Annotated in this window: 12 protein-coding genes and 1 pseudogene; 1 reads left to right on the forward strand and 12 read right to left on the reverse strand. The window is 29.0% G+C overall.

The features are described 5' to 3' along the window. Positions 1-6 precede the first annotated feature (6 nt). The 12 genes and pseudogenes from P8625_RS08255 to P8625_RS08305 form a co-directional block, all read right to left on the reverse strand. A complete protein-coding gene (locus tag P8625_RS08255; protein ID WP_279649994.1) occupies positions 7-1,344 on the reverse strand; it encodes a TolC family protein in 1,338 nt (445 codons plus the stop codon). Continuing rightward, positions 1,328-4,354: an efflux RND transporter permease subunit gene (locus P8625_RS08260; protein WP_279649995.1), complete on the reverse strand. Its 3,027-nt coding sequence runs from the start codon at positions 4,352-4,354 to the stop codon at positions 1,328-1,330. Before P8625_RS08260 ends, P8625_RS08255 begins: the two co-directional genes overlap by 17 nt. Before the next feature lie 6 nt (positions 4,355-4,360). Then, complete coding sequence (locus tag P8625_RS08265) at positions 4,361-4,687, reverse strand: efflux RND transporter periplasmic adaptor subunit (protein WP_279649996.1); 327 nt, start codon at positions 4,685-4,687, stop codon at positions 4,361-4,363. Between the two features lie 33 nt (positions 4,688-4,720). After that, positions 4,721-4,957: pseudogene (locus tag P8625_RS16350) on the reverse strand (HlyD family efflux transporter periplasmic adaptor subunit); the annotation flags it as partial. Further along, entirely contained in the window at positions 4,894-5,424 is a 531-nt protein-coding gene (locus P8625_RS08270) for an efflux RND transporter periplasmic adaptor subunit (protein WP_279649997.1), read from the reverse strand. The pseudogene P8625_RS16350 and the gene P8625_RS08270, both read right to left, overlap by 64 nt. Positions 5,425-5,773: 349 nt before the next feature. Next, entirely contained in the window at positions 5,774-6,211 is a 438-nt protein-coding gene (locus tag P8625_RS08275; protein ID WP_279649998.1) for a hypothetical protein, read from the reverse strand. Continuing rightward, the gene (locus P8625_RS08280; protein ID WP_279649999.1) at positions 6,208-6,570 is read right to left on the reverse strand and encodes a DUF4221 family protein; all 363 of its coding nucleotides are present in this window, start codon (positions 6,568-6,570) and stop codon (positions 6,208-6,210) included. Before P8625_RS08280 ends, P8625_RS08275 begins: the two co-directional genes overlap by 4 nt. Further along, on the reverse strand, positions 6,567-7,346 hold the full coding sequence (locus P8625_RS08285; protein WP_279650000.1) for a hypothetical protein: 780 nt from the start codon (positions 7,344-7,346) through the stop codon (positions 6,567-6,569). The genes P8625_RS08280 and P8625_RS08285 overlap by 4 nt, the downstream gene beginning before the upstream one ends. A gap of 62 nt (positions 7,347-7,408) precedes the next feature. Continuing rightward, a complete protein-coding gene (locus P8625_RS08290) occupies positions 7,409-7,651 on the reverse strand; it encodes a hypothetical protein (RefSeq protein WP_279650001.1) in 243 nt (80 codons plus the stop codon). A 15-nt stretch (positions 7,652-7,666) separates the two neighbouring features. Further along, positions 7,667-7,891, reverse strand: coding sequence for a hypothetical protein (locus tag P8625_RS08295; protein ID WP_279650002.1), 225 nt, complete (start codon positions 7,889-7,891; stop codon positions 7,667-7,669). A gap of 415 nt (positions 7,892-8,306) precedes the next feature. Beyond that, entirely contained in the window at positions 8,307-9,566 is a 1,260-nt protein-coding gene (locus P8625_RS08300; protein ID WP_279650003.1) for a 6-bladed beta-propeller, read from the reverse strand. 54 nt (positions 9,567-9,620) lie between these two features. Continuing rightward, positions 9,621-9,866, reverse strand: a complete 246-nt coding sequence (locus P8625_RS08305; protein ID WP_279650004.1) for a hypothetical protein — start codon at positions 9,864-9,866, stop codon at positions 9,621-9,623. 351 nt (positions 9,867-10,217) lie between these two features. Between P8625_RS08305 and P8625_RS08310 the strand changes: the two genes are divergently transcribed. Beyond that, positions 10,218-13,301, forward strand: a complete 3,084-nt coding sequence (locus P8625_RS08310; RefSeq protein WP_279652931.1) for an efflux RND transporter permease subunit — start codon at positions 10,218-10,220, stop codon at positions 13,299-13,301. Positions 13,302-13,583 lie beyond the last annotated feature (282 nt).

Raw genomic sequence — 13,583 nt, forward strand, 5'->3', positions numbered from 1 at the left:
GAAGCATTATTGATTAAAATAATATCCTAACACTTTTGATTTAAAATAATATTCGTACTTTGATTTTATATACTCAGAAGCATTTCTAATATATTTACTTTTACCTTCTAAGAACTCATAAATCCCAACGTTCCCATTTTTATACTGTTTTTGTAATATTTCAAAAGCTTTATTTTGTGTGTCCGTGGCTATTTTTGATGCATCTAATGAAACTTTAGCAGTTTCCATATCATTAGTCGCTATTTCAATTTTATTTCGTAAAATTTGTCTATTATTTTCTAGTTCTGCTTCTAGAGTCTTTAATTCCTCTTGAGTTTTTTTATAATTCTCCTTCGTCAGAAACCTATTAAAAATTGGTATGGAAGCTGAGATACCAATAAAATGAGTTCTATTGTTATTCAACTGTACCCAAAAGCCATTAGCCTCATTTTGCCCTGTTTCCTGATTAAAAACAACATCTTCTTGTCCTAAAATATGAAAATAATTACTGCCGTATGAATAATTTAGGTTGACCCTAGGATAAAAATTAACTTTAGAAAGCTGAATTTCTTTACTTTGAAGTTCAATAGCTAATTTTGAAAAGATTATTTGTGGATTGTTTTCTATAATATTTTTTGTGATTTTATTAGGAACTGACAGCAAATTATCAATCGTTATTTCTTCTATATCAAAACTTTCAATTTGTTTGATATCTAACAATTCCCGTAATTCAATTAAACTGTTTTTAACCTTATTCTTCATTACTTCCTTTTCTTTAGTATCAGAGGCTAAGGTAGATTCAATTTCAAGTAGCTCTCTTTTTCCAATAAGCGCATTATCATATAGTCTTTTTAGGCGGTTATAGTTCTGATTACTTATTTTTACTTGCTCTTCAGCAACTTTAAGAAGCTCTTTATTGAATAAGATTTGTAAGTACTTGTTAGTTATGTTCAAAGTTAAATCAAACTCTATCCTATCTACATCCGCTTCAGATTTTTCTTTAGACAGTTTAGACTTTTGAAGTGTATGCCTATTTTTAAAGCCATTAAAAATATTCAAGGAAGATGATAAACTAAAACTGTTTGAACTACTTTCCCTTTGTCCTACTCCAGTAGAAACATTAAATGAATTACCCAGAGAAAAGTTTTGCGAAGCATTAAAATTTGCATCTGGCAAATAATTTCCTTTAGCAATTTTAATATCACTATTTAATACTTCGGTTTGTATTTTTTGTTTTATTACATCGATGTTGTGTTGCTTTGCATGTTCAATACAACTTTCTAAAGTCCATTTTTTTTGGCAAAACATACTTATAGTTGAAAGATAAAAAATTATAAGTATAAAATATTTAAGTTGACTTTTCATATACTTCTTTTTTACTTAATAGTGCATACATTAAAGGAATAAAGTACAAACTTATAAAAGTTCCTATTAGCATTCCTCCTATTACAGTTAAAGCCAAAGGCTTTTGTAATTCTGCCCCTAAACCATCTATGAATAGAAAGGGTAATAATGCTAAAATAGTAGTTAATGAGGTCATTAAAATAGGTTTTAAACGCAATTTACCTCCTAACTTAATAGCTTCATGTGTCGATTTCCCTTCTTTTCTTAGTAAATTTATGGTATGTAGTTTTAAAATACTATCATTTATAATTACACCACTCATTACTACAATTCCAATAGCTGACATTACATTAATAGTTCCTCCAAAAAGCCAAAGTAATAATAATGCTCCTCCAATATCAATGGGTATTTCTAATAAAATTATTATGGGTTGCCATAACGATTCAAATTGAGCGGCCATGATAAAATATAGTAATAATATCGCTACTAAAACAACAACTAATAATTCATTTCCCAATGCTTTTATATCAAAAAAACTCCCATCAAACCGAACATTATAATCCTTTTGCTTCTTAAATACATTTTGAATTTCATTTATTTTATTTTCAATATTCTTATTTGTATGTACATCAAAAGCTAAATATTCTCCACTTCTATTGGCTGTTATGGTTTTATACTGTTGTGCAGGATAGGTTTTAATTAAATTACGAACAGCTATTAATTCGTTGTTTTTATTCTTCACAAATAAATCGGTAATCATTGTTTCAAAAGTTTCCTGTTGGTAATTGAGTTTAATTGGGATAAACTTTTGAGCTGTTTTTAGGTTATCAACAAAATTTTGGTTGAAAGTAGATTTTAATTCATGTAACAAGTCATCATAAGAAACATCATACAACAATATTTTTTCATGTAATACCTCAATAAAAGCTGTTTGTTTAAGGGGTATTTCAGTTGTTGAGACTTTTTTCAGTAACCTTTGAATTCTGGGTAAACTTTCTTCTGGTGGTACCTCTAAAGAACTTCTCGAAAAAACTTGGGCAATTAACGCACTCTTTCGATTCCCAAATAAATATTGAAATATATTTTTAGGTTCTTCAAAGCTAAAAGTAGCACTCTTAAATACTCTATTAATATTGCCTTGTAAATTATTCTTCAATTTTTCAATTTCATCAATGGTATTTGTTTTGAGATATATCGCTGCTTCTGAAAAACTTTTAGTATTTTCTTGTTGTAATAAAAATTGTTGTTCTCCCACTTTTGAAAACACTGTTTGTAAATTGGTTTCTTCACTAAATAAACTGGCTATTCTTTTTTGGTTTTCTTCAACTGTAATATTTTCATTCCAATCTATATTCAAAATCACTTCATTTTGATTAAGCTCTGGTAATTGAGAGTATGGCATTAGTAGTAAAAACAAAACTGCTAAAAGTGCAAAAAACGTAGAAATACCGTATAAAATACTTTTCCTTTTAAAGAAAAAATCATACCCTTTTTCATACCAATTTTCTATGTGTTGAGTCTGTACTTTGAGTTGCAACCATTTTTCAAACTTGAACGTTTTTTTATTTAATTGATTATATATTACCGGTATTAACACAATCGATACTAACAAAGATGAAAATAATCCAATAGCAACGGCTAGTGCTTGATCATAAAACAATGCTCCTGTTATTCCACTTAAAAAAAGCAAAGGCAAAAATACAGAGCAAGTGGTTAATACAGAACTTATTAGCGGTGTAATAATTTCATTTGTTCCTCGTACACAAGCATTCGCCAAATTGCTTCCCTCTTCTAATTTTTGGGTAATATTATCAATAACAATAATGGCGTTATCAATCATCATTCCCACCCCTAAAATAAGTCCTGAAAGTGAAATAATGTTAATAGACAACCCAAATAAATACATAAAAAAGATGCTGACTATTAAAGACACAGGAATACTTATGGCAATAATTAAAGGAGACTTTACATCTTGTAAAAAGAAAAACATTATTAGTATTGCTAAAAAGCTACCCAGCCATAAACTAGACTTTAAATTATCTATTGAAAGCTGTAACAGTTTTGTTTGATCTTGATTGGTCGTGAACTCCAAATTAGGGTAATCTTCCACAAGAGATTGTGTTACTTTATCAAGTGATTCTTTGAGTTCATATACTCGTGCATCTGCTTGTTTTATGACTGCTAGTACAATGGCCCTTTTACCATTTACATAAATTAGACCTTTGTTTTGTTCTGCTTGTAGTTTGACACTTGCTAAATCGCTTATTTGAAATAATTTATTATGAATGTTCAAGTAAATATTTTGAATATCTTTTTTATTTTTTAAAGGATTTGCAAACTTAAAATTGTATTGGTAAATTCCATTTTGCACTAACAGATTTCCCAATTCGAAATTATTTCGTTTAATAGCATTGATAAGCTCGTTACTATCCAAGCCTAAACTTTGTAACTTTTGGATATCAGGAGTTACTACAATTTCGGGTTTAGTTAATCCACTAATATCTGCTAGAGCTATATCGGGCAATTGCTCAATACGTTTTTTTAAAACAGTTTCTGTAAAATCACTTAACTCTAAAAACTTTTCTGATGAAAAATCGTCTTTCAAAGAAACAGTTAAGTTTACAATAGGAATATCAGTTACCGATGCCTTGATTACCTTTGGTCGTTCTAAATCTCTTGGTAAATAGTTTAACGAAGCATCTACTTTCTCATTGGTTTCTACGAAGGCTAAATTGGTATTGGTACCGTATTCAAAAGATAGTTTTAAGGCAGCAAAACCGTCTCGAGTTTCTGATGAAATATCTTTCAAATTACCAACTTGCAGTAGTTGGTTTCGTAACGGACGAACTATGTTGGTTTCTAATTCTCTTGCCGTATTGTTAGGGTAACTAACTTGCACCGTAATTTCAGGTATGGGAATGTCAGGCATTAGTGAAGTAGGTATTTTAGCAGCAGCTACCATACCTAGTAACAAAAATGCTAAGCTTGCCATAAAAACGGCAACAGGACGGTTTATTAGAAATTTAACCATAGAGAATTACTTACTTTCTGTGGTATCATCTTTTACAAAAGTAGCATTCACTTTAGCATCATGTGCTAAATTTAAGTTTCCTGAAACAATGATGGTATCCGTCAATTTCAGCCCCTTTTTTATCGCATAACTATCTTTATTTTCTCCAGCTATTTCTACATAATTCCATTTTGCCAAATCATTTTCTTTGGTAAATACTACCTCTCTATTTGTGCGGAGGACTAACGCCTCTTTTGGAATAAGAATCACATTTTCAAGAGGTCTATTTATCAGAATTTTAGCATTCATTCCATCCAACAAACCTGTATTTTCAGAAGTTATTTTAGCTTTCATTTGTATCAATCCATTTTTATCTACTAAAGGATTGATATCTGTAATAATCCCCTCAATTTTTTGTTTTTTACCTGAAAACGATTGAATCTCAATTTTTTGACCATTGCTGATAAATCCAAATTCATTTTCTAAAACAGCAAAGGAAACTTCTAGACGATTAGGATTGATTACTGTACAAAAAACCTCTGAAGGGGTAACATAGTCTCCTATTTTTTTTCTACATTGGCTACCACTCCTGTAAAGGGTGCTTTTAAAAAAGTTTGACTGTATTGAATCCTTGCTTTTTCGAGATTATTTTTTGATTCAACCACACCACTCTTTACTTTCAAATTAGCAAGTACTTTTTCAGGTAATTTTTCTGAATCATAATTTATTTTTTCTTCACTCAGTTTATTTTCAGACTTCTGCACATCTATCTCTGCCTTTTGAACCTCATTCTTTAACAATTCATTTTCTAGAGAAGCGATTACCCGACCATGCTTAACTTTTTCTCCATTACGTACGTTTACTGTTGCTAATTGGTTGGATGTTTTAAATCGCAATTCTGCTTTCTGAATAGCATGGATTTTACCATTTACAATAAGCTGTTGATTAAAAGTGTCTGTGTTTATAGGTAGTACGGTTACATAGACCCCTTCTGTACTTACGGTAGTTTGTGATTCTTCTTCACTAGGCTTTTTTTCATTTTGGCAAGAAACTAAAAGCACTACAAAAAACAGTAATATAACTCTTAACATATTCTCAAAAGCAAATTTATTATGGATGGTATCTTTTCTTAAAAATTAGAAGTAGCAACTTACAAAAAACTATTAAAAAATACACTTTTTTCTAAGAAAATTATTGAACTATTAAAATACCTATAAGCGATAACATTCCCTATAATCACTAATAATAAAGGAGTTTTAAATTTTTTAAAAAACATTTATTTTTTGTTCAAAAAAGCCTTAGTTGTTATTGCTATAATACAGTTTAACTTATTGATAATAAAATATTTATTTATAACCCCCCTCCCTTTTTAGAGCTTCTTATACCTACTTTCAACTAAAATTTTGAGACATCATGCCTTGTAATAAAAAATCTATTGCGCTACATCATTTTAAAATTATTTATATCAAAAATTTCACTTTCTACAACCTTAGAATTATTTAATTTCAGTATTTGAGGATATATAGATGAAATTTTTGAATCAACAAAAAACTCTTCAGTATCAACAAGTACATTTTTCCTTTCTAAAAACTCTTTTCCTAAAGTGACTTTTAATTGTTTAATATCTTTAACATTTGTAAAAATAATTATAGTATTACTTTCATACTTATCGAAATTTTTCGCAAAAAAAAGTGTAGCACTTGTGATACATCCTCCGCAGCCCTCATTTGGAATTAGCACTACATTATCAATTAAATTCAAATCAATTGAGTTATTTTTTGACAATTCTTTAACTCCTCTATTAAAAAGTTCTGTTTTACTTTCATCACAACTAACATAACTAAAAACAACAAAGAAATATAAAATTAGTTTTTTCATTTTTTTATATTAAAGAAACTGAATGTCAGTTTATTATCATTTAAGTTATATAAATCTTTCCTTGCAATGGCTAGCCCTTTCTCATTTGGTATAATAATAGTGTGGGAATATATGGTAGAATTAAATTTTTTTTCGACTATGATATCCAAATTTTCATTTATTACAATCACAGAAAAGTCAGGAACTCTTTTCCCTTTTTTAACATCCTCTAATGAAGGTCTTAAGTAAACAATTCTGTAATACAAATTCCTGTAACTGTCTTTAATTACAGCTGTGTAATCAGAATTGGAAAGACTATAAGAATTAATATTATTCCAATTTACGTTTTCTTTGTTTCCATACTCCAAATCATCATTCATAGGTTCATTTTTTTTGATAAAAACTTTGATTTAATACTAATTTTTTCAATTGACTCTCCTTTAAGATTGACCTTGTAAATATCGTTAACGATAGGAAAACTTACTAATAGGTGTTCTTTATCATAAAAGCAAATACTTGGTTCATACTTGAACAAAGCTCCCCAAAATCCATCATTGTATATCTTTGGTAGTGATAGGATATCTTCACTGTAATTATTTTGAAGATTAATTTTTTTAACTAGTTTTATGTTTTGGTAATCTTTAAAATACTTTACCATTGAGCATCTTGTAAAAATATTCTGATTATCGTCATAAAGTATTGGATTCAAAACTCCATTACTTGGAAAAGTTACAAAACTCCCCTTTTCAGACACATTATATAACTCATAAGTTTTAAGTTTTTTCCCTTTTGAGTTTAGCAAAAACATTTTACCTATTTGACTTTGAAGTATAAGGATACTATCTTTGGATATAAATTTATGAGTCGAAAAAAAATCTAGGCTCCCAACACCGTCTTCTCCTTCTGAATCTAAATTTAAAACTGATGCTTTCTTTTCTTCTCCAACATATTTCACAAGTGTATTGTCATTAATATTTAAAAAAGAAAAGAAACTCTCATTATTAAAATTTGAAAATTCTGCTGACCTTATATTAAATGTTGACTTATCATTTAATTCATAAGTTTCCTGACCGCTATCAACAAAATCTATACCATTGGTGGTATTACTCTCGCACGAAAGAAAGACCATTAAAATATAAAATAATATTATTCTCATTAGTGTTTTAACATGAAGCTTCACCATAAAATATGATGAAGCTTGTTTTTGAAACTTTATCATCAATTCAGTACCGTTACAGTGCCATTACAGGCATTGCCTGACACCACTAACATACTACAGCCATAGTTTCCACCTCCACTAGCATAACATTTGCCATAATTATCAATAGAACTGGAACTAACAGAGCACATTTGTCTTTCATCTCCTTCATGTATGAGAGATTGAGCATCTACTATACTAACACTTTTAATAGTAATTCCACATAAAAAAAGAACACTTAAAAGAAAAATTGTTTTTTTCATAATATAATTTTTAAATTAAACACGTTTTGCTGTATTTGAACACGCAGGACCAACACTACTGGTCTTACTACAGGTATCACCAGATCCATCTTCGTTTGCTACACAATGATATGGAGCTGTAGGAGCTGTGAGACAGATAGTAGTATCTCCTTCATATGTTAAAGACTGGGCTAAAGACATATCAATACTATATACTAAAGAAAGCACAACAATCAAAGTGCCTAAAATTATTCTTCTCATCTTAAAAAATTTTAAAAATTAAACATTAACAACACCATTATAAAACTAAATTTATAACGCATTATTGGTAATAAACTTTAAAAAGAATGTATTGCAATTTTATATAAACACTCTTTCTTTTTGCCGGCAATTTTTAAAAAAGTTAGCTAATCTTTTTCAAAAACACCACTAATATACAAAAAAACAGTTAAAAAACAATAAATCAGAAACTTTTTTAAAAAAAATACAAAAGTTCATACAAGTTCTTTGAGATATAACCAAAGGATGTGATATTTTGCAAAATACTTCTTATGTTTGGTGTTTTAAAATAACTTGCTATTATGGCGGAATCCACGGTGTTAGAAGATGTTAATCATCCCCCCAAATAATCAGTAATATCGTATAAAGAATTAACTTTATTTTATACATAAAGAAACTATTTCAAATTATAAAAAAGTAAAACTGGAGATTCTGTATCCTCTATATTTAACATTAATGAGTCCATCTCATGAGACCAAACTTGGTTATCTATATAATACTGTTTGTTTTTATCACTAATATTTTTATACTGATGAATTAACGAATTATCTATTACAGTTACACACTCATTTTTATTTATTGCTGTTGGAAATCCGAAAAAAGGCAAACCTTTAAAATCAAATTCAAAACCAGTTCCAGCAAAAACTCTTTCACTCCTTCGATCATAAAAAACAGAAAAATCAATTCCTCCAAAGTTTCTAAAAGAAGTACCAATCCAATTATTTGATACAAAATGGTTTCCGTTTGAAAATAGCTTATTATCTTTTCTACGATTACTAATAAACTTAGAGGCTTCCATAACAAAGTCTTCGTTAGGAATTTCGTAATTACCTAAATCGAATTTTACTAATGATATAAATTCATAACCTTTTTCTTTTCTATTCAATTCGTAGATTTGATTTTTAAATCTCGGAAAGTAAGATAATGTATCATTGTTAAAACCAAAATAATCCCTACTGTAAAAATCGTTTATAACTGCATTCTGATTAAAAGTAAACCCTCCATATTTAGGAACTAACAAACTGTCGGTTACAATAATATCTTTATCGGAGAAAAAATCTCCAAAGTGAAAATTTGGTGCATGCTGAGGAAAGTTTACAAACCCACCTGTTCTTAACTTTCTAATATTCCCAATACGAAAAGGTAATCTTTCTGAAATAATAAATCGCCCATCAAAGCTATATTTCAAACACTTAAGATTCTCTCCATCAAAAATATAGATTTCTTTATTTTTATAATCTACATCAAAATCATAAATGGAGGTGAACTCAGTTGGACCTCTTCCATGCTCATTAAAAACAATAATTTGTTCTCCATTTTTCCTATCAAACAAGTGTAATGATTCTGTTGTGTATTTATCTAGAAGAAAAACATAATCGTCATTAAATAAAATCTTATCTATATTTCCAATTTTATTAATGTTTTCCTTTAAGCTTAGAAAAGAAAAATTAGAAATAACATCTGAAATTTTTAATTTTTGTTCTACATATTGCTCAACATTTAGTTGTACCTGATTATCATTATTAATTGGTATATTTTTATTAGATATCGCTTTTCTATCCAACCAATCAAATTGCGAATCACGTCCTTTTTTTTCCTCTTTACAACTAGAAAACAAAAGGATTAAAAAAAATGAATATATAATTTTTTTAAACATACTTTTTTAATGTAAAACGAGGATAGAATAATTCTATCCTCGTCTTATAATTTTTTAACTACAAGAACTGTTCCAAGTACAAAGCCCCCAACTACTTACACACTTGCGCATTGTAGCTTGATATGTTGTTGACTCTTCGTATGTAATAATGTAATTCCATCCAACTGTTTTTGTCGCAGTACATTCTACAGTTGTGCTTTTCCACTCATCTAAAGAAGCTTCTGCAGTTTCAGTTTTAGTTAGCATGTTTGCCGAAAATAAAACTCCCGAAAAAGCTAATAAAATTAAGAATTTTTTCATTTCTATTCTATTTTAAAAGTTAAACAAAACCATACTTTCATTTTGTAAAAAATAAAGTAATAGTCCAAATAAAAAGTAAAAAATAAAGAATGCTGCACAACTTTTTTTAATATTCTTTTCTTTAACTAAAATTTTTAAAAAGGTAGCTAATCTTTTTCAAAAACATCACTAATATACAAAAAAATTAAACCACAATAGATTAGAAACTTTTTAAAAAAAACAAAATGTTTACACAAGTTCTTTGAGATATCACCAAATGACGTGGTATTTTGCAAAATACTTCTTATGTTTGGTGTTTTAAAATAACTTGCTATTAAGAACCAACGTAACATATCAACATTTAAAACACTCATCTTCTTTTTTATATTGAGCTTTTTGGGTTTTTTTGTTATTCCTAAACTCTCGGTTCGCCTAAACCCAAGTAATTCTTTACCTTCAATAGCTGTAAGTTATAATTGGGCTAACGCATCACCTTACGTTCTAGAAAGAGATGTAACTAGTATTTTAGAAGGAGGATTCAGCACGATAAAAGGGCTGACCAAGTTAAGCTCCACATCATCTAAAAATAGCGGGAGTATCACATTAGAATTTGATAAATATACCTCTGTAGACCATGTGCGTTTTGAAATAGCCACGATTATTCGACAACTCTATAAGAAACTTCCCGAACGGGTTAGTTATCCGACAATTAGTGTGAACAAACCCAATGAAAATAAACAGCAGCGTACTTTTTTATCGTATAGCATCAATGCTCCTCAAACACCTTTTGTAATTCAAGAAACGGTAAAAAACCAAATAGAACCCAATATTGGAGCTATTCAAGGCGTAGATAAAACTAAAGTATACGGCGCTACACCCAAAGAGTATGTTATTAACTACAATTTTGGTATCCTGAAACAACTTAAGATTAGTAGACAAGATATCATTACCGCACTACAGTTACAATTTAAAAAAGAAAGTTTAGGTTCTATTTTTTACCAAAAACAATACATTACTTTAGCTATTCATTCTGAAAAGAAAATAAACTGGCACATTCCTGTAAAAAAAATAGAAAATCGACTCATTTATTTAGACGATATAACTACCATTAAAGAGCTAGAACAAGAAGCACAAAGTTATTTTAGAGTCAATGGAAAAAATACGATTACACTTTCTGTATTTGCCACAAAGAATGCCAATACGATTGTTTTAGCAAAGCAAGTAGCTAACAAGCTTCAAGAATTACAACAACAATTACCCAGCAACTATTCCATTATTGAAACGTATAATGCTACAGAATATTTAGAAACAGAATTGAATAAAATATATGAGCGAACCGCATATACCTTAGCTATTTTATTACTTTTTATACTATTGATAAGTCGTAGTTTTAAGCACTTATGGATAACAATAATAAGTGTAACCTGTAATTTGGGAATTGCTTTTTTAGGCTACTTTTTTTTAGGGGTGGAAATACAGTTGTATTCCTTGGCAGGAATTACTATTTCTCTTGGTTTAATCGTTGATAACAGTATTGTAATGATTGACCATATAAAAAAACAAGGCAATACTCACGTTTTTATTCCTATTTTAGCGTCTACTCTGACTACCATTGGCGCACTAAGTGTTATTTATTTTTTAGACGATACCTACAAAGTAAATTTAATTGACTTTGCTTTGGTTATCATTATCAACTTGGGGGTCTCATTGTTTATTGCGTTATTCTTAATTCCTGCTTTATTAGAAAAGATTTCACTACAAAAAACAACACCAAAAAGACTAGGATTAATTATTCAAAAAAGGTTTTATAGCTTTTATGAAGTATTGTTAAAATTTTTATTACGATTTAAAAAAGTAACCATCGTTATAATTATTTTAATTTTTGGAGTTCCTTTTTTTATGTTACCTCAAAAATTAGAAAATAATAAAACTTTTTTAGAAAAAACCTACAATACCACCCTTGGAAATGAGTGGTATCGAGAAAATGTTCGTCCGTACATTGACAGATATTTAGGCGGTAGTTTTCGTCTCTTTAACTACTATGTTTTTGAAAATGCCTACTATAGCAGAAATGAAGAAACAAAATTATATGTATCTGCCTCTATGGAAAAAGGAACCACAGTACACCAAATGAATGAAGCTTTCTTAAAGATTGAAAATTATTTGCAGCCCTTCACTGAAATCAAACAATATACTACCACCGTATATAGCGGTGATTATGCTCGAATGGAAATCAGTTTCAATGAGGGTTTTCGAGAATCTTCTTTTCCATTTATTTTAAAGGCACGTTTGGTTAGAAAGGCTTTAGATTTAGGAGGTATTGACTGGAATATTTATGGTGTTGGCAATGGTTTTAATAATGGTGGTGGGAACAATGAGGTTGTTGATTTTACAGTAGAAGCTAAAGGCTATAATTATGATAATTTGAATATTTGGGCAGATACATTAAAAGTAGCTCTATTAAAACATCCAAGAATACAGAAGGTAATTGTAAAAGAAAACTCGTATTGGTCTAGAAAACCATCATATGAATACCTTTTTACTTTAGATAAAGAGCAAGTAGCTTTGCAAAAAAGTAATCCCTCAAAAATATTTGAAGAATTAAAATCGTTGACCCTTTCAAAACAATCGGATATTTCTTTAAATATCCAAGGAAAATACGCTCCTATACGCTTAGAGTCTCATAATTCTAAACAATTTGATATTTGGAATATTACCAACACACCTATAGATAGTTTACACACGCCCATTGTGTTAGAAGATATTACTACTATTCAAAAAGAAAGAGAAGAAGAAAGTATTTATAAAGAAAACCAAGAATACATACGATTGGTACAATTTCAATACACCGGGTCTCCTAAATTTGGAGCAAAATTCTTAAAAGAAAAGTTAACAGAATTAGAAAAAAAACTACCGCTTGGTTACCAGTTTGAAAACGCTCAAAGAAAATGGTTTTTGAATGACGATAAAAACAATAACTACACGTTATTATTATTGTTGATATTGGTTATTATTTATTTTATTTGCGCTATTTTATTTGAAAGCCTCAAACAACCTTTTATTATTTTAAGTGTGATCCCTATTTCTTTTATTGGAGTATTTTTGACATTTTACTTTTTTGATTTTAATTTTGATCAGGGCGGATTGGCAAGTTTTGTATTGTTAAGTGGTATCACTGTAAACGCCTCTATTTTTATTATCAATGGTTTTAATAAATTAAAAAAAGAATTTCCAAAACATAATTATATGTATTTATATATTGAAGCTTTCAAGCAAAAAATATTTCCAATTACTTTAACAATAATATCTACCATTCTTGGTTTTATCCCTTTTGTTAAAGATGGACAAAGTGAGGTATTTTGGTTTGCCTTAGGTGCTGGAACTATTGGTGGGCTAATCTTTTCTCTGTTAGGAATTTTAGTTTACTTACCCATATTTACCTTAAAAAGACAATAAAAAAAATATTAAGAATTGAATACATATATTCGTCTTGCTATAGCTAACAGAAAACGGTGCACAAAAATTGCACCCTATTTTTTTAAAGAAACTATACTTTATTTGTTTATAAAGAGTATATTTTATTGTTTAATTTTAAAGAACCTCAGTCGTTAATGTATACTATTTCCATCCAAATTGTGCTAGAAATTTTACAAAACGGTATAATATTCAATATGTTAACGGTCAAAAAAAAAACATTACTACAGAGGTAGTGAATGTTGTGTTGATAAAGGTCCAGTA

This window comes from Tenacibaculum tangerinum (assembly GCF_029853675.1).
GTDB lineage: Bacteria > Bacteroidota > Bacteroidia > Flavobacteriales > Flavobacteriaceae > Polaribacter > Polaribacter tangerinum_A.